Source organism: Streptomyces sp. NPDC058697 (genome assembly GCF_042715345.1).
GTDB classification, from domain to species: domain Bacteria; phylum Actinomycetota; class Actinomycetes; order Streptomycetales; family Streptomycetaceae; genus Streptomyces; species Streptomyces liliifuscus.
Window position 1 is genome coordinate 804,587 of record NZ_JBHXSU010000001.1, and the last position, 22,635, is coordinate 827,221.

A 22,635-nucleotide genomic window follows, 5' to 3' on the forward strand; every position below is an offset into this window, starting at 1 on the left:
GGCTCTGCTGAATTCGCAATCGTTTCTTGCGGCTTGTGACTACGAACGGATCGCGGGAATCGGATTCTGTGAGAACCACTCGGCGAGGAAGTCCAGAAACACACTGACCTTGCGGGGCGTCGCCTGCCCGGGGCCGTAGATCGCGTACAAGGGCCGGTCGGGTACGGCCAGTTCGGGCAGCAGGACCTGGAGGGCGCCGGACATCAGGTCGTCGTACGCCGGACGCTGTGGCAGCAGGGCGATGCCACGGCCGTGCACGGCGGCTTTCTGCAGGGCGATGTACGAGTTGGACGAGAAGGCGATGTTGCGGATCTTGTGGAGGGTGCTCGCGTGTCCGTGCCCGATGCGCCAGACCGGGTCGTTGACGTGCACCAGGCAGTCGTGGTGGGCGAGGGCGTTCGGTTCGGTGAGCGGGCCCTCACGGTCCAGGTAGCCCTTGGCCGCGCAGAGCACGAAGGGCAGCGAGGCGATCTTCTTCAGGCGGACGCTCGAATCGCGCAGGTCCCGGGTGTGGAAGGCGATGTCGAATCCGCTGTCCAGGAAGTCGTAGGTGCGGTCGGACATACCGCCGAGCTCGAAGCGCACGCTGATTTTCGGATGGGCGGCGGAAAAGGCGGCGATCGCGTCTCCGAGGTCCAGGCTGCCTATCCACTTGGGGCAGATGATGCTGAGCGAGCCCTCGGCGCGGTCGTGGAGGTGGGAGAGGCTGGCGTCCTCGGCGTCGATCTCGTCGAGGATGCGCGCGGCGAACTCGGCGTACCGCAGGCCGGGTTCGGTGAGGCTCACCGAGCGGGCGGTGCGGTTGACCAGGCGGACGCCCACCTGCCGTTCCAGTTCGGCGACGTGCCGTGACACCAGGGAGCCCGAGGAGCCCAGCTTCTTGGCGGCTCCGCTGAAGCTGCCGGACTGCGCGACGGTGACGAAGCTGTGCATGAGCAGCAAGCGATCCATGATTCCTCCGGGGGACGCGTGGGACGGACATCGCGTCCCGTACGGGGCTCGCTCACTTGGGGCAGTACTGAGGTGCCTCGCTCACGTTGTCCTTGGTCACCAAGACAAGTGGAATGTTGGCAATCTTGTCAACACCTTGCTTGTCATCGAGCAGACCGATCGTGTTCTCGACCGCTGTCCTGCCGATCTCCATCGCCGAGTTGGACACCGTGGCGGCGAGTTTCCCGCTCTCCACGGCCGCCAGGCCCTCCTCGGTGCCGTTGACGGTGACAATCCGGACGTCGTCGGCGCCGGCCGCGTCGAACGCCTTGCGCACGGCGAGGGCCATCTCCTCGTTGGCGACGAAGGCGTAGTCGAGGTCGGGATGGGCCTGGATCATGTTCTCGGCGACGTCCTGTGCCTTGGCCGGGTTGAACATGCCTGGCTGGTTCGCCACCACCTCGGCGTTCGACGGCAGGGCGTCCTTGAATCCGCCCACCAGCAGGTCGGAGGCGGCACCGGGGGCGCCCGCGACGATTCCGACGGTCACGTTCCTGCCCGCCGCGTCCTTCTCGATCCAGCCCGCGTCCATCGCGCCGACCTTCTTGAGGTCCACCACTGCGGCACCCAGGACATCGGACATGTCGGAGGTGGCCACGGAGGTCAGATAGATCGGGATGCCGGCGCTCTTCGCCTTGGCTATGTCGCCCTCCAGGGCGTCGACGTTGACCGTCTGGACGATCAGCGCGTCCACGCTCCGGGAGATCATGTCCTCGATGTTGGACAGCTCGGTCCCGGCGTCCTGCTTGGAGTTGGCCGAGTAGATCTTCGCCCCGTCCGCCTTCGCGGTCTCCTCCGCCGACTTGAGGAGACAGGTGTGGAAGTGGGTGTTGGCGCCGTTGACGAACCCGAGGGTGACCGAGCCGTCGGCCGCGCCCCCGGCGTCGTTCTCCGAGCCGCACCCGGAGAGGACCAGCGCGGCGGCGCCGACGAACGAGACCGCGGTGGCGCGGCTGGAGCGGACCTTGGGCTTCATGGGGTTGGCCTTTCCTGCGTCGTGAGAGGAGGACGTGCGTGACGTGGTGCGGGGGTGCGGGGGTGCGGGGGTGCGAGAAGGAAGACGTGGTGCGGGGGTGCGTGACGGAAGAGGGGCGGTACGAGCGGGACTTGGGCCCTGGGTGAGGCCGGCGCCGGACACCCCGGCTCGGTGCCGGTCGTCCGACTCAGCGCCGGTCGTCCGACTCATTGCCAGTCGTCCGGCTCGGCGCCAACGGCCCGGGGCGGCGCCTGCGTTCGGCTCGGTGCCACCGGCCCGCCCGGTACCTGTGGCCCGGCCTGGCGACGGTTGTCCGGCCCGGCGCCGGTTGCCCGGCCCGGCGCCTATGGCCGTGCCCCGGCGCTAGTGCCCCGGCTCGGACTTGCGCTGGAACTCGTTGATGATCGCCGCGACGAGCAACACCCCGCCGGTGACGACGAATTGGTAGTAGCTGTTGACCTGGAGCAGGTTGAGCGCGTTGGCGACGACGCCGAGCAGCATCACGCCGAGGACCGTGCCCACGACGGTGCCGTGACCGCCCGCGAGCGAGGTGCCGCCGATGACCACCGCGGCGACGGCGGTCAACTGGAGTTGCAGGCCACCGGTGTTGGGGGCGGCGGCGCCGAGCCGCGAGAGCAGCATCAGTCCGGCCAGACCCGCGAGGGCGCCGGCGAGGGCGTAGAGGGCGAGTTTGCGTCCGGAGACGTTGATGCCGCTCAACCGGGCCACGTGTTCGTTCCCGCCCATCGCGAACGCGTCGCGGCCGAAGGTGGTGAACCTCATGGCCAGCCCCACCGCCGCGAGTACGAGCAGCGCAACGATCAACAGGTAGGGAATGCCGAGGAGTTCGGAGTTGCCCAGCGCGGACATCCTGTCGCCGATGGTGACGCTCATGCCGTTGAGGACCAGCAGTGCGACACCGTCGAGCAGCATCGCGGAGGCGAGGGTGGCGACGAACGGGGCGACCCGGGTGAAGGTCACGACCAGTCCGTTGACCAGGCCCACCACCGTGGCGAGGAGCAGGCTGATCACGACGGTCATGGGTGTCGACCAGCCGTCGTGCAGGAGTTGGGCCGCCACGGACACGGTAACGGCCGCGTTGCTGCCCATGGAGAAGTCCATGCCGCCCGCGGTCATCAGCAGGGTCAGCCCGGCCGCGATGACGGCGGTCACGCTGATCTGCCGCAGCACGTTGAGCAGGTTCTGCGAGCTGGTGAAGGAGTCCGCCTGCAGTGCGGTGAACAGTGCCACCAGGACGAGCACGGCGATCAGTCCGGCGTGCGGGATCCTGAGCAGGGCCCGGGGTGTCAGGCGCGACGCGGTGCGCTCGGGCGGGTCGGCCACCACGTCCGGGGAGGCGGCGGGGGTCTTGAGGCTCACTGGGGTTGACCTCCGAGAGCGGTGGCGACGAGCTCGTCGCGGGTGATGGCGGTGATGTCGTGCTCGGCGACCGTGCGGCCGGCGCTGACGACGACGACACGGTCGGCGAGGCGCATCACCTCCTCGGCGGAGGAGGAGGCGAGCAGCACGGCGACACCACTTGAGGCGAGGTCGTCCACAAGGGCGTGGATGTCGGCCATGGCCGCCACGTCCACCCCGTTGGTCGGGTCCTCCAGGAAGCAGGCGACCGGATCGGTCTCCAGCCATTTGCCGAGCAGGACCTTCTGCTGGTTGCCGCCGGACAGCGCGCCCACCGGCGGATTCCCGGCGAGGGCGACCACTCCGTAGCTGCTGCGCAAGGGGGCGGCCCGGCGGGCGAGTTCGGCACGGCGGTGCAGCCGGCGTCCTGCCAGGCGGTCGCCCGCGAGCATCAGGTTCTCGTCCAGGGACAGCCCTTGGACCAGACCCAGGCTCCGGCGGTCACCCGTCACGCAGCGCAGTCCGGCGGCGAGCGGGGCCGCCACCCGGCCGAAGGGGACGGACCTGCCGTCGATCCGCAGTTCGCCGGTGTCCGGGCGCTGCCGTCCGGACAGCAGGTCGAACAGCCGGGACTGCGCGTCGCCCGCGGGCCCGAGGACGGCGACGATCTCGCCCTTGCGCACCTCGACGGTGAAGTCCCGCACCGCCCGTCCGTGGCTCAGTCCGTGTACGGCGAGTCCGCTCTCGTCCTTCGGTGCGGGACGCTCGGGACGGCTGGAGACCACGTCCCGGCCGACCATGCTGCGGACGAGTCCGGCGCGGTCCATCTCGACGGCAGGTGCGGCGGCCACCACTCCCCCGTCGCGCAGGACGGTGAGGCGGTCCGCGACGGCCATGACCTCGTCGATGTAGTGCGAGATGTAGACGACCGCGACGCCCTCGTCGCGCAGGGTCCGCACCAACTCCCGTATCCGGTCGGCGTCCTGGGCGCTCAGACAGGCGGTCGGCTCGTCGAGGATCAGGATCCGTCCGCCGCGGCGGACCTCCCTGGCGACCTCGACCATGGTCTGTTCGGCGACGGTGAGGGACCCCGCGACGCGCTGGACGTCGATGCCGATGCCGAGTGCGGACAGTGCCTTCCCCGCCTCGTCCCTGACCGCCTTCCAGTGCACGGTGCCGCGCCGGGTGGGGAGATCGCCGAGCATGACGTTCTCCGCCACGGTCAGACCCGTCGCGAGTTCGCGGCGCTGCGGCACCGAGGCGATGCCGAGGCGGCGGGCCCTGCGCACGGTCAGTGCGGTGTGCGGCCGGCCGGCGACCTCGATGGTGCCCGCGTCGGCCTGGTGAACGCCGGAGAGGATCTGCACCAGGGTCGACTTGCCCGCGCCGTTCATGCCCATCAGCGCGTGGATCTCGCCGGGGTACAGGTCGAGGTCCACGCCTTTCAGCGCGGCGGCTCCGCCGAAGCTCTTGGTGACGCCCCGTACGCGAAGGAGGGGATTCACGGCCGCGGCCGGTCGGCGCCGGGGACAACCCGCTCGTAACCGCGGATGTCCGGGAAGGGCGGCTCACGGTCGGCCTGCAGGTCCACCTGGAAGGTGTTGAGGCACATGCCGAGCATGGTGAAGTTGCCGAGCGCGCCGATGGTGTCGACCAGCCCCTTGGCGCCGAAGTGGTCCAGTGCGCGGGCGAAGGTCTCGTCGGAGACGAAGTGCTCGTCGAGGATCTCGCGGCAGAACTGGTAGAAGGCCTGGTCCGGTTCGGTGTCGAGGACCGCCTCGCGCTTCTCGGCGATCGCCTTGACGGCGGCCTCCGGAATGCCGGCCTCGATCGCCTGGCGCACATGCGCGTTCCAGGAGTACTGCGCGTCCCAGTTGCGGGCGGCCATCAGCAGGGCGAGTTCACGCAGATGCTCGGGCAGACCGCAGTCGAAGCGGGCGAACGCGCCGAGGGATTCGGCGCGTTCGCACATCTCCGGGCTGTGCAGCCAGACCCGGAACGGACCACGGACGGCACCGCGGCGGCCGGCGATACGGGCGGCCAGCTCCTGCTGCCGCGGATTCATTTCCTCTTCACTGAGAACGGGGAGCCTCATGTGGCCGATACCTGCCTTTTCTTTCCGGCGCGTTTCCGGCACGGATCGAGAAGCCGTGCGATGGCAGCCGACGGTACAACCGGGTTCGAGAAGCTCACCCCTCCCGGAATGCAACGTAAAACTGCACGCCGGAGGGCACCCATTCACGGCCGCGCGACCTAACGTCGTTCGACGCGGAGTCGGGAAACTCGAGAGACCCCAGAGACCCCAGAGAGCCGAAAGACCCCAGAGAACGGTGAGGAACCCCGGATGACCACCATCGTCAAAGTCGCGTCCGTGCCCCCGCTCAGCCGAGGTGGTGCCGTCGTGAGCACCCCGCTCATCACGACGACCTCGGCGGGCGGGGAGAACCGGATCACCAGTGGGATGAGCGTGTATCCGGTCGGCTCCGGGGCGCCGTTGCACTCGCACAACTGCGACGAGCACGTGACGATCCTCGAAGGGGAGGCGGAGGTGGTGGTGGACGGTGAGGTGAGGAAGCTGGAGCGCTTCGACACGACGTACGTCCCCTCCCCTCTCCCCCATCTCTTCCGGAACACCGGCGACACGCCTCTGCGCATCCTGTGGGTCTATACGTCGGGGACGGTGACCCGCACGTTCACCGAGACCGGGGTGACGGTGGAACACCTGTCGGCGGGCGATCGGATGGGGTAGGGCACCAGGTCACGGGTTCAGGAGGCAAGACCCCTCCAGAACGCCGTGTTGTGCTCGGTGCCGAACCGGTCGCTGGTCCTGGAGCACGCGGCCGGAGGCAGACCGGTGGCCGGTGAGGTGCCGCAGGCCGACAGCGACATCATCACGTCGGCCCGGGGGTCGTACTTCGGCCACTTCGGGGTGCGTTCGCCGTTCGGGTCACCCTTCGCCGCGAACCTGCCCCAGTACCGGATCATCTGGTCGGACAGCTCCAACTGGTCGTCGCTGTACGGCAGGGTCTGCCCGAGGTACTCCCAGAGGTAGCCCAGGTCGTCGACATGGGTGGCGCCGAACGGGAACTTCCGGGCGACCTCGCTCTTCTGCTGGATCAAGTAGATGGACGCGAACTGCGGTGTGTCGCTCTCGGCGAACTCGTAGGCGTACGTGGGCACATACCGCGCCAGCTGTCCCATGACCTGCTGACGGGTGTACGAGGTGGAGTCGTTCTGCACGGTGGTCCACGCCACCCCTGGGGAGTCGAACCCGGTGACGGGATACTCGGCGAGGACCAGGTCCGCGTCGGTGCCGTACGTCGACCTCACCAGTGCCTCGTACTGCGGTGCGGTCAGTGGTTTGCCCAGGTAGTCGTAGTTCTGGAAGGTGGACAGCGCCCGCTCGTTGTTGACCTGCCCCAGCATGACCGGAACGCGGTTGAACCTCCCCGCCGGGACCGCGACCGCGGGATCGGCCGGGAAGGCGGAGCCGCCGAGGGAGGGCCGGACGCCCGCCTTCTGCTGGGCGGTGACGATGTCGGCGGCGGGCTTCCCGCGCAGACACGCGAGGACGTCCGAGGCCGTCGAGCAGCCAACCTCCTTGACGAAGGCGAGACTTGACGCCTCCCCTGCCGCGGCGGACTGCAGACTGCAGCCGCCGCTCATGACGACCGCCCGGGAGAAGAGTCCCTTGGCGGTCGGTGAGGCCAGCTGTGCGCAGACCGACGAGCCGCCGGCGGACTGGCCGGCGATGGTGACGTTCCGCGCGTCACCGCCGAAGCCTCCGATGTTGGCCCGCACCCAGCGCAGGGCCGCCTGCTGGTCGAGCAGCCCGAAGTTGCCGGGGCCGTCGGCGTTCTCCTGCCGCAGCTGGGGCAGATTCAGGTAACCAAGGGCGCCCAGGCGGTAGTTGACGGTGACGACGACCGCGTTCGCCTGCTGCGCGAACTTGCGGGGGTTGGTGTCCTGCCCCGCGCCACCCGTGAAGCCGCCGCCGTGGATCCACACGAGCACCGGAAGCCGTCCCCGCGCTCCGTCCGGCGTGTAGACGTTGAGCGACAGGCAGTCCTCGGTGAGCGTCGGGTCCTCGTAGCCGGGGTCCCAGCCACTCGCCTGGGCACAGCGGTCGCTGAACCTCGTGGCGTCACGCACCCCGGTCCACCGCGCGGCCGGCCGGGGGGCGGTCCACCGCAGCCTCCCGGCCGGGTCGGCGGCGTACGGGATGCCGAGCCACTGGTCGTACCCGGTCTGGCTGCGACCGCGTACCTTCCCGTTCGTGGTCTCCACCAGCGTGGACGTGGGCCGGGCCGAGTCCTCCGCGGACCGTGTCTGCGCCACCCCAGGGGACAGGAGCCCGAGGCCGATCAGGCTCGCGCTCACCAGGGCGGTCACAGCTCCGCCGAGTGGTCTCATGCGTCTCATCGATCCCTGCTTCCTGTTGACGTGCCAGGCATGAACAACCAGGAGGGGTGGGCTTGTTGAGGGAGGTTCCGGTGGGCGGCGAGGTGCCTGCTCCGTGGCGGTGAACGTAACCGCGCGACCATTGCGTCGGCAAGATGCGGAACGTAATTGTTGACAGTTCTTGGGGCGGGCGGGACGGCCCGGGTTTGTCCGGGTGAGTTCCGATACGCCCCTGAGTCGGCCTCACCCTCGAACCCGGCCCGGGCAGATGTCCCCGTGGTGGGTCAGCCGCTGGCGATCAGTTCCTGCCGCGTGCTGCCCTGCGGTGTCTGTCGCGAGCTGCGCAGGGCGGCGATGCCGATGAAGACCATCGACGACAGGCCCGCGATCGCGAAGGCGGTGAAGCCCCAGTCCCCGTTGCCCGCGGCGAGCAGCTGGCCGCCGAGCCACGGGCCGAACACGGCACCGAAGCGGCCCATGCCGGAGGTCCAGCCGACGGCGGTGGCGCGGTTGTCGGGGGTGGAGCGGATCGAGACCGTCGCGTAGATCATGGTCTGGGCGCTGTTGAGGAACACACCGGTGAGGAAGACCACCGTGAAGGTCACCGCGAGCGGCATGTGGACGCTGAGCAGGAAGACTCCGGCGGCGGTCAGCGCGAACCAGACCGACGAGATGCGCGGTGCGCCGAACCGGTCGGCGGCACGGCCCGCGACCAGCATGCCCACGATGCCGCCGAGGTTGAAGAGGACGACGAAGGTGAGCGCGGAGCCCAGTTCGTAGCCCTCGCTGCGCATCAGGGTGGGCAGCCAGGTGGCGACGCCGTAGACGAGGAGCAGTCCGCCGAAGGAGGCCAGCCAGTACAGCAGGGTCTGGGTCCACTCGCCGCCGCGGAACAGGTTGACCAGGGCGTTCCAGCGGTCGGCGGGGGCCTTCTTCTCGGCCGCGGCGGGCAGTTCGACCTCGAAGCGGCCGGCCAGCTCACGGGCCTCCTCGGTACGGCCCTTGGCGACCAGGAAGCTCAGCGACTCGGGCATGAACCTGGCGAGCACCGGGACGAAGAGCAGCGGGGCCACACAGACCCAGAAGGCGGCGCGCCAGCCGAGGGGCTCGACGATCCACAGGGCGACGTACGCGGAGAGGATGCCGCCGGCGTGGTGGGCGGTCATCAGCATGCCGATGGTGAGGGCGGTGCGGCCGCGCGGGGCGTAGTCGGAGACCATGCTGATCGCGGTCGGGAGCAGTCCGCCGAGGCCGACTCCGGCGAGGGTGCGGCCGAGGCCGAAGACCGCGACGCTGCCCGACATCGCGCACAGGCCGGAGGCCAGCGAGAAGAGCGTGACGCAGGCGACCATCAGCTTCTTGCGGCCGATGCGGTCGGCGACCGTCCCCGCCGTCAGCGCGCCGACCAGCATGCCGAAGGTGGCATAGCTGCCCAGGTCACCGGCCCGGTCCGGGGTGATGCCGAGGGCCTTCTCCGCCAGCATGTGCGGCAGCACCGAGCCGTAGATGAACATGTCGAGGCCGTCGAAGAGCACAGCCAGCCAGCACAGACCGACGGCCAGCGCCGCCAGCTTGCCGCCACGGGCGGACAGGGCGAAGGAGGAGGACATCGTTGTTTCCTCTCGTCCAGGAGTCGTGTCCCTGGAGGGGATCGGGGAGGCGGGGAGCGCGCGGCGCGAGCGGTTCGTGCGACTGGCCCCGTGATGCGCATGACGCTAGAAATCCACTCCATGATTGTCAACGTTTTTGTCAACAATCTCAGGAACAATGAGCGGCGCCGAGACGGCACACAGCGGTGGTGTGCCGTCCGCGCAGTGGGGATACCGGTGTCAGCCGACCGGCGGCGTGCCGTGGGTGTGGAAGGACTCGATGGTCTTCAGACCCCAGGCCTGGCCCTTCTTCCGCTCCTCCTCGGTCCAGGTGATCAGCGGCCAGTCGGGCGCCAGGACGAGACGGGTGAGCGGGTTGCACAGCTCGACGCGGTTGCCGCCGGGCTCGTAGACGTACAGGAAGAACGTCTGCTGGATGGCGTGCTTGTGCGGGCCCGTCTCGATGAACACACCGGTGTCCAGGGCGAGATCGGCGGCCCGCAGGATGTCCTCACGGGTGTCCGTGGCGAACGCGATGTGGTGCAGGCGTCCGTTGGAGCCGGTCCAGTCCTCGGTGTAGACGATGTCGTACGACTTGCTGCTGAAGGTCAGCCACTGGGCGGCGGTCCTCCCGCTGTCGAGCCGGATCTGCTCGGTGGGGCGGGCGCCGAGCACCTCGTGGACGAAGTCTCCGTTGGGCTCGACGTCGGCGGCGAGGAAGTTGACGTGGTCCAGTCGGCGTACGCCCACGCCGTGGCCGGGCTTGGCCTGCGGCTGGTTCTTCAGGCCGGGCTTCAGCTCGTCCGGCGCCTGATACCACTCGCTCTCCCAGTAGAGGGCGAGTTCATGGCCGTCGGGGTCCGTGGTGACGTACAGCGGTCCGATGCCCGGCTCGTCCTCGACCCAGCGGCCGGGGCGGCCCGCGTTCTCGGTCTCCTTGACCCGGCGCTGGAGCGCTTCCTCGCTGGAGGCGCGCAGGGCGGTGCGGCGGATCCCGGACGTCGTGTGCGCGGTCAGGGTCACGCTGTGGTGTTCGTAGTCGTCCCAGGTCCGCAGGTATACGGAGTCTCCGGAGCGGCCGTTCTCGGTCAGGCCGAGGTAGTCGGTGAAGAACCGGACGCTGGCTTCCAGGTCGGGGGTGAGCAGTTCGACGTGCCCGAGGTGGGCGATGTCGCCGAGCGGCGGGGCCATGGGGCCTCCTCAGGGGTGTTGTGCGACTCCGGCCGGCCGGGGGAAGACCGTGCCGTCGAAGATCTTGCGTGCGGTGCGGACGACGGCGGTACGCCGGGCCACGGGGACGGCGCCCGGAGCAGCGCCCGAAGCGACACTCGTTGCGGCGCCCGGTTCGGCGCCCGAAGCAGCACTCATCGGGGCGCCCGGTTCGGCGCCCGGGGCGTCGTACGCGAGGGTCGTTTCTATGTCGAGGAAGCCGGTGGGGTGCTCGATACGCACCCGGTCCCCGTGGGCCGGCAGACGTGCGACCGTCTGGCCGACGCCGCCCTCGATCCGCAGTCCGGCGGCGACGCTCGCGGCTCCCAGGACCCCGATCGACGTGTGGCAGCGCACCGGGATGAAGGTGCGGGTCATGACCGCACCACCGTCCAACGGCGGTGCCAGCAGGCTGAGTTTGGGCACGGTGGCGTTTTCGACATCGCCGAGCCCCATCAGCTTTCCGGCCTCCAGCCGGATCTCCCGGAGCCGTTCCGCGAGGGTCCGGTCCGCCTCCAGGTCGGTGGGCGTCTCGTAGCCGGTGACACCGAGCGAGGACGCGGCGATCAGCACGGTCGGCATACCGTTGTCCACGCAGGTGACCAGTACGTCGGCGACGAGGTCACGCACCCGGCCCGTCGGCAGCAGCGGACTGCCGCCCTGCGGGAACTCGATGACCACCGGCGCCGCGGCCCCCGGCACCCCGGAGATCTCGGCGGAACCGGTGTAGTCGACGCGCCCCTCCGGGGTGGAGAAGGACGCGACGGCGAGGTCCCCGGTGTTGAGCATGCGGATCCGCACCGACGTACGGCCCTCTCCCGCGGCGACGAGTCCGCGTTCGACGGCGAACGGGCCGACCCCGGCGAGGAGGTTTCCGCAGTTCTGACAGTCACTCACCACCGGTGTGTCGACGCCGACTTGGAGGAAGAGGTAGTCGACGTCCGCCTCGGGGTCGGCCGACGCGGCGACCACCGCCACCTTGCTGGTCAGGGGGTGCGCCCCGCCCAGGCCGTCGATCTGGCGCGGGTCGGGACTGCCCATGACACACAGCAACAGGTCGTCGCGCGGGGCGGGTTCGGCGGGCAGGTCCTCGGCCAGGAAGTAGGCGCCCTTGGAGGTGCCGCCGCGCATGAGCATGCAGCGCACCTCCTCGGGCCCGGCCCCGGTCACGGGCCCACTCCGGCCCTGAGCCCGGTCACTTTCCGGCCCCGTCCCACGGATCCCGCCGCTCCTGCCGTTCCTGCTGCTCCCGCCGCTCCCGCCGGTACTCCTCGTACGACTGATAGCGCACGCCGAGTCGTACGAGCGTCTCGCGCAACCCGTAGCGGTCCAGGCCGAGTTGGCCCTCGGCGAAGGCGGCGCGTGTGGCCTCCTCCTTCGCGGTGCGCGCGGCGGACGCGTCGACGGCCTCGGCGGACCGCTCGCGCGGGACGACCATCACGCCGTCGTCGTCGGCGAGGATCACATCGCCAGGCCGGACGCTCTGCCCGCCGAGCACCACGGGTACGTTGACGGATCCGCCGGTGGCCTTCACGGTGCCCTGCGCGGACACGGCAGCCGCCCAGACGGGGAAGCCCATCGCGCGCAGTTCCTCGGTGTCGCGCACTCCGGCGCCGGTCACCAGACCGCGTACGCCCCGGCGTTGCAGTGCGGTCGCGAAGAGTTCGCCGAACATGCCGTCCGTGGAGGGCGAGGTGGTGGTGACGACGAGGATGTCTCCCTCACCGCACTGCTCCACCGCCGCGTGGATCATGAGGTTGTCGCCGGGCCAGCTGAGCACGGTGACGGCGGTGCCCGCGACCCGTACGCCCTGCTGGATCGGGCGCAGGTCGCTGCCGAGGAGGCCGGTGCGGCCGAGGGCCTCGTGGACGGTGGCGACACCGTATCCGGACAGGGCCTCGACGTCCTTCTCGGGCGCCTTCGGAGGGTTGGTGACGATCAGGCCGCTCATGCCAGTTCCTCCGTGACCTGCGGGTACGGGCGCATGTACGCCTCGGCGTAAGTGGTGTGCGGCAGGCCGAGGTTGGGGCCCGCGTTGCGCTTGAGCTGCACTCCGCGGCGGACGGCGAGGTCGGTGTAGTAGTCCCACAGATGGCGCTGGGCGGCCAGGCACTCCATGGCCTTGCGCTTGGTCTCCCACACCTCGGAGATGTCGAGGAGAACCTCCGGCTTGAAGCCGCACATCTCGGGCTGGTGCGGCTCGAAGAAGAACACCGGCGGGGCACCGATGATCTCCCCCTCCGCCGGGTAGCCGATGGCCTGTGCCAGCACCCGCGCGTCCAATGCCATCCGGGCGGCCGCCGGGTGGTCGCCGTTGTACGGGTCTTCGAGCGGGTGGGTGAGGACGACGTCGGGCTGCGCCTCGCGGTAGACGGCCACCAGCCGGTCCGTCAGCTCGGGAGTGACGGTCAGGGGGTAGTCGCCGGCGTCGAAGAAGACGACCTCGGCGCCGAGGGTGGCGGCGGCGGCCTCGGCCTCCGCTCGGCGCATCTCCTTGATCTCCTCCAGCGACCTGCCCTCGCGCCAGGCTTTCGCGGACTCACCGCGCTCGCCGTAGGTCAGGCACGCGATGGTGACCTTCTCACCGCGCGAGGCGGCGAGGGCGACGGCTCCACCCGCCCGCCACACGAAGTCCCCGGCATGCGCGGTGACGACAAGGGTGGATCGTGGAACGGGGGGTGTCGGGGGTGGGGCGGCGGGCGCATTGCCGTGCGTCATTGATGCAATCTCCTTGATGGACAGGCCGGTTGGCCCACCCCCGCGGTGTCACTCGCGCAACACGTCGGTCACTCGCGCAACGCGTCGATCACTCCCGCGAGGTGGGCGCGGACGGCTGCTTCGGCCGCCTGCGGGTCCCGGGCCCTGATCGCCTCGATCATGGCCAGATGCTCACCCAGGGACTTCTGGGGCCGCCCCGGTCGCAGCGCGAGCTGGAAACGGTGGCGCACCAGCTGCCCGTTGAGCCGCTCCAGCAGTTCCACGGCCGTCTGCTGACCGGAGAACTGCCTGATGAGGGCGTGCAGTTCGTGGTTGAGGTCGGAGTAGGTCACCGGCTCGCCGTCGGCGACGGCCTTGGACATCGCCTCGCCCACGTCGACCAGCCGGGTCAGCTGCTCGTCCGTGACCGCGACGGCCGCCTTGGCCGCGCACAGCCCTTCGAGGGCCATGCGGCACTCGGTGATGGCGACCGCTTCCTCCACGGTCACCACCCGAACCCGCGAACCGCGGTTGCGGATCCGCTCGACCAGTCCCTCGGACTCCAACTCGATCAGTGCAGCCCGCACACTGGCCCGTGTCACACCGAACTGCTCGGCGAGTTCGTTCTCCACCAGCCGCTGGGCCGGTGCCATCTCGCCACGCAGGATCGCCTGCCGCAGCTGCGCGAACGCGTGCTGCCTGGCCTGCTCTCCGGTGCTCGGACGGGCTTGTTTCGGCATGTGTGCCCCCTGAGTGAGTGCCTGTCGAACCTAAATCTAGACGAACAAGATTGTCAACAATTTTGTTCCCCATATGGTCCGGGCATACCACCGAGGGCCCTGGCACCCGCGGTTGCGGATGTCAGGGCCCTCAGGAGTCCGTGCGAGCGGTTCCCCGCGATCAGGCGGCGACGGGGAACCCCGACGTGCGGAAGACACGACGCCCGGCGTCCACGGCGAACACCTCACAGCCTTCGCGTGCGGCGGCCCAGTCGATCCCGTCCGCGCCCATCGCGAACGCCGCGGTCGCCGTCGCGTCCGCCTCGGTCAGGGACGGCGCCACGACGGTGAGACTCAGCAGCCCGGTCGCCGGACGTCCGGTGCGGCCGTCGAGGATGTGGTCACCCCGCTCGTACCGCCCGGAGGTCGCCACCGCGCCGTCGGTGATCTCCAGGACCGCGCACAGCCGGTCGGCCTGTTCCGGGTGGCGGACTCCCACCCGCCACGGACGGCCGGCGGAGACCACATCGCCGCCGGCGTTCAGACAGAACGTCGTCACGCCCTCGGCGAGCAGCAGTTCCGCCGCCCGCTGCACCGCCCAGCCCTTGACCATCGCGCAGGGGTCGAGGCCGCGGCCGGGCAGCCGCACCTGGAACGCGCCCCCGCTCGCGACCCGGTACTCCTCGCACAGGTCGAGCACCTCGACGAGGTCCGCACTGAGCTCGTGGGATTCGAGCTCTCCCCGGCCCAGCCGGGACACCTCGCTGTCGGCGATGAAGGGGCTGAACCGCGCGTCGACCTCGCGCAGCCAGGCGAACACCGGGTCCGCGGCGACGGATGCGCCCCCGGCGGGGTCACCCCCGTCAGCGTCACCGCCGTCGATCCGCAAAGAGATCGGCAGCCCCATGATGTGCTCGACGCGGCGCACTTCCTCAGCCGTCGACATCGCGATCAGCCCTTCGCGTCGATGGCGGCCTGGAGGGACTCGACGTACCCCTCGCTCGTGATCGTGGCGCCCGAGACGGCGTCGATGTCGGAACTCTGCGCCTCCAGCGTCTCCGCGATCAGCTTCGGCACGGCGGCCTTCGTCTGCGGGTGGTTCGGCTGCTGCAGCATCCGCACCGCGCCGATCTTGTCGCCCTCGAAGGTCACCTCCACCTGCACGGTGCCCTTCTCCGTGCCGACGGCCGAACCCGCGACGACCTGCGAGGCGGCGGCGGAGGCGGACGGCGAGGCCGAAGAAGAGGAGGAGGACGAAGACGACGAGGAAGACGCCGGCTTCGCGTCGATGGCGGCCTGGAGGGACTCGACGTACCCCTCACTGGTGATCGTGGCGCCCGAGACGGCATCGATGTCGGCGCTCTGTGCGGTGAGCGTCTCCGCGATCAGCTTCGGGACCGCGGCCTTCGTCTGCGGGTGGTTCGGCTGCTGCAGCATCCGTACGGAGCTGATCTTGTCGCCGTCGAAGGTCAGCTCGACCTGGACGGGACCCTTCTCGGTCTTGATGGTCGAACCGGCGACGACCTGGTTCGAGGTACCCCCCGAGGAGGACGTGGAAGGTGTCGAGGCGGGTTCGGCGACCTCCGTGGTGGACGACGTGTCGGTCGAGGGCGCGTAGCGCCACACCGGGATCAGACCCGCGACGGTCAGGACCAGGACAGGAATGGCTCGTTTCACGGTGTCTCTCTCATCCCGCCAGGCTGAAGCGCTCGAAGTGGATCTGCTGCTTGGGCACGTTCAGCACTCGCAGGCTGCCCAGCACCGCGTTCATCATCGGAGGCGGTCCGCACAGGAAGACGTCCCGGTCGCCGATGTCCGGCACGAGCCGTACGAGCTCGTGCGGCGCCAGCTTGTCGGGGCTGACCGGCCCGGACACCAGGTGCAGTTCGGCACCCTTGGCCTCGGCGAGTTCCCGCAGCTCGTCGTAGAGGACCGCGTCCCGGTCGGACCCCACGCGGTAGATGACCACGGCGTGCCCTTCCACCTCCTCCAGCAGGGCCCGGATGGGGGTGACGCCCACGCCGCCAGCGATGAGCACGGACTCGGGCCGGGTGCGGTGCATCGCGGTGAAGGCGCCGTACGGGCCCTCGGCGAAGACCCGCGTGCCCACCTTCAGATGCCGCAGGGCCGCGGTGCCGTCGCCCGCCGTCTTGGCGGTGAGCCGCAGCGTCCGCCCGTCCGGTGCCGCCGACAGCGAGAACGGGTTGGCCTGCCACCACCGGTCCTTGGTCAGGAACCGCCACAGGAAGAACTGGCCCGCGCGCGCCGGCAGCCGGTCCAGGTCGCGCCCTGTCATATAGATCGACACGACGTTGTCGGACTCGGGCACCACGGCCGAGACCCGCAGCTGGTGGCGCATGTTCCGCCACAGCGGCAGCACGAGCCTGCCCAGGGCGACCGCACCGAGCGCCACGCCCCACACCCCGTACCAGTACGCCGTGGCGAAGGACGACGCGGTGAAGGTCGTACCCACCGCGACCTGGTGCGTGAAGGCCAGCACGACCGCGAGGTATGTGTAGAGGTGGATGAAGTGCCACGTCTCGTAGGCCAGCCTTCGGCGGGCGTAGCGGGCAGAGACGCCGCCGATCAGGAGGATCAGCACCAGCGCGACGACTGCGCGCAGTACGCCCTCGACGGTCTCGGCGAGGTCCACCACCTGGCTCACCGGGTCCAGGCCTGAGGAGTCGGCGTAGCCGAAGGTGATGAACACGGCGTGGCCCAGCAGCGTCCACAGCAGGCCGAAGCCGACCCAGCGGTGCCAGGAGGTGAGCCGGTCCATGCCGATCCGGCGGTCGAGCCACGGCAGCCGGGCGACCAGCAGCAGCTGGAATGCCATCAGGAGCGCGCCGTACAGACCGAGGAGCCGGCCGATGACGATGAGGGCGTTCGAGGCGAACCCGGCCTGCACGAAGAACACGGTCACCACGGCCACGTTCACGGCCAGCACGCCGTACAGGCCGGCGCGGGCCACCACCTTGGGGCGTACAGCCGCGGGAGGCGGCGGAACGGTCGTCTGGACAGTAGTCACGGACGGCAACTCCTAGATCGGGTCCTGGGACTCTGAGCCTGCCTGCCGGGTGCTGTCGTTTTCCTGTCGGTCAACTTTCAAGTTTTTATCGATATGAAGTAGACAGGCCCGCGGCTATGGCGTCAGGAGGCGCGTGAAGCACTATGGGCACGTGGAAAAAGTACGACTTCTCGTCGTGGACGACGACCCGCCCATCGCCGACCTGGTCGCGACGGTCGCCCGCTACGAGGGCTGGGAGGCGGTGACCGCGAATTCCGGCGAGGAGGCGCTGCACCGGGCCGCGGACTTCCATCCGGACATCGTGGTGCTCGACCTGATGCTGCCCGGGCTCGACGGCTTCGCCGTGCTCGACCGGCTGCGGCTGTCCGGGACGATGGTGCCCGTGGTGTTCCTGACCGCGCGGGACGGCGTGGCCGACCGGGTCGCGGGCCTGACCAGGGGCGGCGACGACTATCTGGTGAAGCCGTTCGCGGTGGAGGAGCTCATGGCCCGGCTGCGGACCGTGCTGCGCCGCAGTGCGGGACCGGCGTTCCAGCGGTCGGTCCTGAGTGTCGCGGACCTGACCATGGACGAGGACACCCGCGAGGTGCGCCGCGGCGACCGGCTGCTGACGCTCACCCCGACCGAGTACGAGGTGCTCCGCTATCTGATGCGGAAGTCGCCGACGGTCCTCACCAAGGCGCAGATCCTCGACCATGTCTGGGAGTACGGCTTCGGCGGCCGGTCGAACGTGGTGGAGCTGGTCATCAGCCGGCTGCGCCGCAAGCTCGACGGCAGCGACGACGACGAGGCGCCGCTCATCCACACCGTGCGGGGCGTCGGATACGTGGTGCGGCAGGTCGCCGAGTGATCCGCCGTTTCAGGGAGACCTACCGCAGGCTGCGCCTCGGCACCCGGCTGGCTCTCGGCATGGGCGTGCTCTCGCTGGTCGTGTTCGCCGTCGTCGGGGCGTCGCTCTCGATGTACATGCGGGACTATCTGGAGCGCCAGCTCAACGACCAGATGAAGCTCGTCCAGCTCACCCAGTCCAAGGACGTCGAGGCGTACGGCACCGTGCAGGGGAAGCCGTACTACGGCTGGTACACCGCCTCGTACGAGGTCTCGGCGAACTCGGCCGTGCTCCGCGAGCCGGCGGACGTGCCGGCGGACGCCGACGAGCTCGCCGTCGTCGCCCAGGCGGTACGGGACTCGGGCGACGACCCGGTCTTCCGCACCGCGCACATCAAGGGTGAGGGCACGTACCGGCTGCGGGCCTGCGAGCCCGAACCCGGGGTGGTCCTGGTCACCGCGGCGCCCATGGACGACATCGAGGACACCATGGACCAGCTGGCCACGGTCCAGGTCGTCGCCTTCGCCCTCGCGCTGGTCGGGCTCGTGGTGTTCGGCCGTGCGGTGCTGCGGCGGGGCCTGAAGCCGCTCAGCGACATGGCGCACACGGCCCGCGGCATCACCTCGCACGACTTCACCGACTCGGCGCGGCTGCCGGTGCGCGCCGACCGCGGGAACGGCGGCCCGGAGGTCGAGGAGCTGCGGACCGCGTTCAACACCATGCTGCAGCACATCGACGACTCGCTGGCCGTCCGCACGGAGGCCGAGCAGCGGCTGCGCCGATTCGTCGCGGACGCCTCGCACGAGCTCCGTACGCCCCTGATGTCGGTACGCGGCTATGCGGACCTCTTCCAGTACGCGGCGGCAAACGAGCCCGAGGAACGGGAGAAGCACCTGGCCCGGCTGCGTGCCGAGGCGGCCAGGATGGGCATCCTCCTGGACGACCTGCTGCTGCTCGCCCGGCTGGACGCCGCCGAGGTGGAGGCACCGGTGCGGCTGGAGAACGCGGACCTGGCGGAGCTGGTGCGCCAGGCCGCGGAGGCCTTCCGCGCGGCCCGCCCGGACCATCCGCTGGCCGTGACCGCCGGTCCCGGTCCGGTGCGGCTGCGCCTCGACGCCCTGCGCATCCGACAGGTCCTGGACAACCTCCTCACCAACGCCGCCGTGCACACCCCGGCCGGTACGAAGGTGTCCGTCGAGGTGTCGGTCGTGGCCGACGCGGCAGTCGTCAAGGTCACCGACTCCGGTCCCGGCATTCCGGCCGCCGACCAGGAACGCGTCTTCGACCGCTTCTTCCGCATAGACAAGGCCCGCAGCCGAGACCGCGGAGGCAGCGGCCTCGGCCTGGCGGTAGCCCGCTCCCTGGTCCAGGCCCACGGCGGCACGATCACCCTGACAAGCGGCCCGGGCGCAACAACGTTCACGATGAGCCTCCCGCTGACTCCGTAATGGCGCCCCTTCAGGGGCGCGGGGAACTGCGCGACCAGCCACAGTCGACCCGCACCCGACGCCCCACGGGGCGAGCCCCCCGCCTACTCGGCGTAAAACGTGGCGTCAGCCCGAGCCGTCGCCGTATCGACAGCCTGCGTCACGAGCAGATAGTTGAAGTGCCGGACATAGCTGCCCGCAACGTTGTACGACTCGAACGAAACCCCCGCCGCCGCATCGGCCAGCCCCGCCCGCCGATAGAAGCTCGCGTCGCCCTTGAAGGCCGTACTCCCGTCACTCTTGTCCACCCACACCTCGCCGTTGCTCCGATGGCGAAGGTAGTAGCCCGGGAAGTTCGCCGACTCCAGCGAGACGGTCCCGGTGCCGGCAAGCCCGGTCACCACACGGAACTGGGAGTCCGCGAGGTTGGTGACGTTCGGCTCGATCTTCGCCCGGTACTCCCAGTGCCGGATGAACCGGTCGGGGAAGTTGTACGAGGAGAAGCGGACCGGGGTGACACCGTCGGCCACCGGGATGCCCAGGTTGGGCGTGCCGTCGGCGTTCCAGTACAGCTTCTGGTAGCGGGTACGGCGGTTGGGGTCGTTGAGCGGGTCGCCGCTGATGTCCTTGTAGTTGCGGTCGTGGTAAACGAGGATGTCGGACTTTCCGTCCTCGGACGTGGTGAAGGTGTTGTGGCCGGGGCCGTACTGGCCGGTCGCGTCGTTGCTCTTGAAGACCGGGGTCTGGGTCTTCGTCCAGGAGGCCGGGTTCATCAGGTTCGCGGTGGCGTTGGCGGTCAGCAGGCCGAGGCAGTAGTTGGCGTCGGTGGCGCTGGCGGAGAAGGTCATGAAGACCTTGCCGTTCCGCTGGATGACGGCCGGTCCTTCGTTGACGCGGTGGCCGACGATCTCCCAGGAGAGCGTCGGGGTGGAGATGCGCGCCGGAGTGCCGCTGATGGTCCAGGGGTTGGACATCGGGGCGAGATAGACGCTGGTTCCGGTGCCGACCGCCGGGTCGTTCTGCGCCCAGCTCAGATAGCGGGTGCCGCCGACGGTGAAGGTCGTCGCATCGAGCGAGAAGGTGTCCAGCGGCAGGGCGATGCGGCCCTTCTCGGTCCAGGTCCCGGTCAGCGGGTTGGCGGCGCTGGTCTCCAGGACGTACGGCCGGATCTTCCAGATGTCGTTGGAGGCACCGGCGGCGAAGTAGACGTACCACTTGCCGTCGATGAAGTGGATCTCCGGCGCCCAGATGTGCGCGCCCATGTCACCGCTGGCGTGCTTCGTCCAGATCGTCGTCTCGGTGGCGGTGGACAGGCCCTGGAGGGTGGTGGCCCGCCGCATGACGATCCTGTCGTACGCGGGCACGGTGGCGGTGAAGTAGTAGTAGCCGTCGGTGTGTTTGAAAATGTGCGGGTCGGCACGCTGTTCGGCGACGGGGTTGGTGAAGGTGACGGCGGGCGAGGCGGGGGCGGCGGCCTCGGCGATGCCGGAGGTCAGGGCGGCCAGGATGACGAGCAGCGCCGTGACCACCCTTGCGATCGTGCGTCTCACTGAGTTCCTCTCGATCACGTCGAAGTCGAATCCGTCTCGGTCACGTCGAGCGCGTCGGTCGAGCCACTCGAGCCGGTCGATCGGGATGCGCGCCGGTCACGTCGTGGGCTTGAACTGCCACTGCTGGCAGGTGTTGTTGAGCCAGGTCCACTGGCGTACGTCGACGCCGTCGCCCGTACCGCAGTTGGCGACGTCGGCGACCTTGCCGGTGCTCTCGTTGACGATCCGCACGTAGTCACCGGTGGCCGTGTACACGAGGCGGTACTTCTGGCAGTTGTTGTTCAGCCAGGACCACTGGGCGATGTCGGTTCCGTCGGCGGCGGCACAGCCGGCGGTGTCCATGACCTTGCCGGTGGCCACGTTGACCAGCCGGCTGGTGTCGTTGCCCTGGTCCTCGATCCGCCACTTCTGGTTGGCGCCGCCGGTGCAGGTCCACTGGAAGATGTTGGCGCCGTCCGCGGTGCTGCCGCCGGCCACGTCCAGACACTTGCCGCTGTTGCGGTTCACCAGCGTGTACGCCGTCGGGGTCGCCGCGGTCTCCCCCGCCGGGCCGGGCAGGGTGGTGCCGAGGGCGACCGGGGTGCCGAAGTTCGGCGTGCCGTCCGCGTTCCAGGTGAACTTCTGGGCGCGGGTCGTCCGGCCGTTGCCGCAGCCGCCGTTCGCGGTGTTGTTGCCGTGGTAGACGATCCAGTTCTCGGTGCCGTCGGGCGAGGTGAAGAACCCGTTGTGACCGGGACCGTAGACGCCGGCCGCATCGTTGCGCTGGAAGACGGGGGTCTGCTTCTTCGTCCACGCGGACGCCAACAGCGGGTTCGCGCCGGTCAGTTCGAGCTGGCCAAGCTTGTAGTCCGCGGTCTGGCAGTGGCTGGCGGAGAAGGTGAGGAAGGTGCGGCCGTCGTGGTACAGCGGCTCGGGGCCCTCGTTGACGGCGCCGCCCGAGGTCTCCCAGCTCAGCGTGGGGCTGGAGATGACGCTGAAGGTGGAGCTGCTCAGCGTGTACGGGTTGCTCATCGGCGCGATGACCAGGCTCTGCGTACTGCCGTTGATGAAGCCGCTGCCCAGCAGATACAGATTGCCGTTGTGCCGCAGGACGCTGGCGTCGATGAGCCAGCCGCCCGGGGTGAGGTTGGAGCCCGTGAGCTGGTTCTTGAAGGTGTACGGGCCCATCGGATCGGTGCCCGCGCTCTCCAGGACGTAGGTGCGCTGGGAGTCGCAGCAGGCGACGCCGCTCTGCCCCGCGGAGTAGTACAGGTACCAGTGCCCGTCGACGAAGTGCAGTTCGGGGGCCCAGAAGTTGGTGTTGCGGGTGGAGGTCGTGTCACTCCACACCTGGACACTGGGCGCCACCGACAGACCGGCCAGGGTCGGCGACTTCCGCATGGTCAGCACACCGGTGAACGACGTGGTGACCAGGTAGTAGTTGCTGTTGTAGTACTCCAGCCAGGGGTCGGCGCCCTTCTGCGCCTTGACGGGGTTCGTGTACGGCCGCCCCTCCGCGGCCGTGGCCGGCTGCGTGGCGACGGAAGCGAGCATCACGAGCAGCGCTGCCACGAGGGTGCACCAGTGACGGGCACGGAACACGGCGTATCCCCTTCCGATGAGCACGACGTTCGCGATGTTCGAAATACCGTACGACGTGCGTAACTTCGACCAGAAGATAGGTACGCAACAGGTACGCGTCAACGCTTCTGACACGTTTGGTTCCGGTCGGCTTTCCGTGACGTAAAACCACGAACGCCACGCGGACCTACGGATGTTGCGCGAAGCCCTCGACCCGTTCGGCCCGCCGGACATTGTTCGGAACCTCTTGACGCCCCCGTTCACACCGCTTCACACTCTCGCAACGCGACGTCACACAGGC

The 22,635-nt window shown here is 69.5% G+C and carries 20 protein-coding genes; 3 read left to right on the forward strand and 17 right to left on the reverse strand.

From position 1 onward, the window contains the following. Positions 1-39 precede the first annotated feature (39 nt). From ACFWXQ_RS03445 to ACFWXQ_RS03465, 5 genes are all read right to left on the reverse strand, one after another. Entirely contained in the window at positions 40-951 is a 912-nt protein-coding gene (locus ACFWXQ_RS03445) for a LysR family transcriptional regulator (RefSeq protein ID WP_383939741.1), read from the reverse strand. A 52-nt stretch (positions 952-1,003) separates the two neighbouring features. Further along, positions 1,004-1,966: a sugar ABC transporter substrate-binding protein gene (locus tag ACFWXQ_RS03450; RefSeq protein WP_383939738.1), complete on the reverse strand. Its 963-nt coding sequence runs from the start codon at positions 1,964-1,966 to the stop codon at positions 1,004-1,006. A gap of 363 nt (positions 1,967-2,329) precedes the next feature. After that, positions 2,330-3,346, reverse strand: coding sequence for an ABC transporter permease (locus tag ACFWXQ_RS03455; RefSeq protein ID WP_383939735.1), 1,017 nt, complete (start codon positions 3,344-3,346; stop codon positions 2,330-2,332). Continuing rightward, a complete protein-coding gene (locus tag ACFWXQ_RS03460; protein ID WP_383939732.1) occupies positions 3,343-4,830 on the reverse strand; it encodes a sugar ABC transporter ATP-binding protein in 1,488 nt (495 codons plus the stop codon). The genes ACFWXQ_RS03455 and ACFWXQ_RS03460 overlap by 4 nt, the downstream gene beginning before the upstream one ends. Next, the gene (locus ACFWXQ_RS03465; protein WP_359712492.1) at positions 4,827-5,390 is read right to left on the reverse strand and encodes a carboxymuconolactone decarboxylase family protein; all 564 of its coding nucleotides are present in this window, start codon (positions 5,388-5,390) and stop codon (positions 4,827-4,829) included. The genes ACFWXQ_RS03460 and ACFWXQ_RS03465 overlap by 4 nt, the downstream gene beginning before the upstream one ends. 279 nt (positions 5,391-5,669) lie before the next feature. On the opposite strand from ACFWXQ_RS03465, the gene ACFWXQ_RS03470 reads away from it, so the two are divergent. Further along, positions 5,670-6,074: a cupin domain-containing protein gene (locus ACFWXQ_RS03470; RefSeq protein ID WP_383939729.1), complete on the forward strand. Its 405-nt coding sequence runs from the start codon at positions 5,670-5,672 to the stop codon at positions 6,072-6,074. Between the two features lie 17 nt (positions 6,075-6,091). Here the strand turns inward: ACFWXQ_RS03470 and ACFWXQ_RS03475 are convergent, their stop codons facing one another. From ACFWXQ_RS03475 to ACFWXQ_RS03520, 10 genes are all read right to left on the reverse strand, one after another. Next, entirely contained in the window at positions 6,092-7,747 is a 1,656-nt protein-coding gene (locus ACFWXQ_RS03475; protein WP_383939726.1) for a carboxylesterase/lipase family protein, read from the reverse strand. Between the two features lie 263 nt (positions 7,748-8,010). After that, positions 8,011-9,336, reverse strand: coding sequence for an MFS transporter (locus ACFWXQ_RS03480; protein WP_383939723.1), 1,326 nt, complete (start codon positions 9,334-9,336; stop codon positions 8,011-8,013). Positions 9,337-9,555: 219 nt separating this feature from the next. Then, the gene (locus ACFWXQ_RS03485) at positions 9,556-10,506 is read right to left on the reverse strand and encodes a catechol 2,3-dioxygenase (protein WP_383939720.1); all 951 of its coding nucleotides are present in this window, start codon (positions 10,504-10,506) and stop codon (positions 9,556-9,558) included. 9 nt (positions 10,507-10,515) lie between these two features. Next, on the reverse strand, positions 10,516-11,661 hold the full coding sequence (locus tag ACFWXQ_RS03490; protein WP_386267510.1) for a 4-oxalomesaconate tautomerase: 1,146 nt from the start codon (positions 11,659-11,661) through the stop codon (positions 10,516-10,518). A gap of 58 nt (positions 11,662-11,719) precedes the next feature. Beyond that, a complete protein-coding gene (locus ACFWXQ_RS03495; RefSeq protein ID WP_383944402.1) occupies positions 11,720-12,475 on the reverse strand; it encodes a 4-carboxy-4-hydroxy-2-oxoadipate aldolase/oxaloacetate decarboxylase in 756 nt (251 codons plus the stop codon). Next, positions 12,472-13,242, reverse strand: coding sequence for a PIG-L deacetylase family protein (locus ACFWXQ_RS03500; RefSeq protein WP_383944399.1), 771 nt, complete (start codon positions 13,240-13,242; stop codon positions 12,472-12,474). The genes ACFWXQ_RS03495 and ACFWXQ_RS03500 overlap by 4 nt, the downstream gene beginning before the upstream one ends. A gap of 68 nt (positions 13,243-13,310) precedes the next feature. Next, on the reverse strand, positions 13,311-13,961 hold the full coding sequence (locus tag ACFWXQ_RS03505; protein ID WP_383944396.1) for a GntR family transcriptional regulator: 651 nt from the start codon (positions 13,959-13,961) through the stop codon (positions 13,311-13,313). A gap of 160 nt (positions 13,962-14,121) precedes the next feature. Next, complete coding sequence (locus ACFWXQ_RS03510) at positions 14,122-14,868, reverse strand: FAD:protein FMN transferase (RefSeq protein WP_383944413.1); 747 nt, start codon at positions 14,866-14,868, stop codon at positions 14,122-14,124. Between the two features lie 23 nt (positions 14,869-14,891). Beyond that, positions 14,892-15,617, reverse strand: a complete 726-nt coding sequence (locus ACFWXQ_RS03515) for an FMN-binding protein (RefSeq protein ID WP_383944393.1) — start codon at positions 15,615-15,617, stop codon at positions 14,892-14,894. Between the two features lie 10 nt (positions 15,618-15,627). Beyond that, positions 15,628-16,968 carry a ferric reductase-like transmembrane domain-containing protein gene (locus ACFWXQ_RS03520; RefSeq protein ID WP_383944390.1) on the reverse strand — a complete coding sequence of 447 codons (1,341 nt, stop codon included), beginning with the start codon at positions 16,966-16,968 and terminating at the stop codon, positions 15,628-15,630. Positions 16,969-17,119: 151 nt separating this feature from the next. Between ACFWXQ_RS03520 and ACFWXQ_RS03525 the strand changes: the two genes are divergently transcribed. Then, positions 17,120-17,818 carry a response regulator transcription factor gene (locus ACFWXQ_RS03525; RefSeq protein WP_383944387.1) on the forward strand — a complete coding sequence of 233 codons (699 nt, stop codon included), beginning with the start codon at positions 17,120-17,122 and terminating at the stop codon, positions 17,816-17,818. Beyond that, positions 17,815-19,245, forward strand: a complete 1,431-nt coding sequence (locus ACFWXQ_RS03530) for an ATP-binding protein (protein ID WP_383944384.1) — start codon at positions 17,815-17,817, stop codon at positions 19,243-19,245. The genes ACFWXQ_RS03525 and ACFWXQ_RS03530 overlap by 4 nt, the downstream gene beginning before the upstream one ends. Positions 19,246-19,328: 83 nt before the next feature. On the opposite strand, the gene ACFWXQ_RS03535 is transcribed toward ACFWXQ_RS03530, so the two are convergent. Both ACFWXQ_RS03535 and ACFWXQ_RS03540 read right to left on the reverse strand, forming a co-directional pair. Next, positions 19,329-20,753 carry a family 43 glycosylhydrolase gene (locus ACFWXQ_RS03535; protein ID WP_383944410.1) on the reverse strand — a complete coding sequence of 475 codons (1,425 nt, stop codon included), beginning with the start codon at positions 20,751-20,753 and terminating at the stop codon, positions 19,329-19,331. 117 nt (positions 20,754-20,870) lie between these two features. After that, the gene (locus ACFWXQ_RS03540) at positions 20,871-22,307 is read right to left on the reverse strand and encodes a family 43 glycosylhydrolase (protein WP_383944407.1); all 1,437 of its coding nucleotides are present in this window, start codon (positions 22,305-22,307) and stop codon (positions 20,871-20,873) included. Positions 22,308-22,635: the final 328 nt, after the last annotated feature.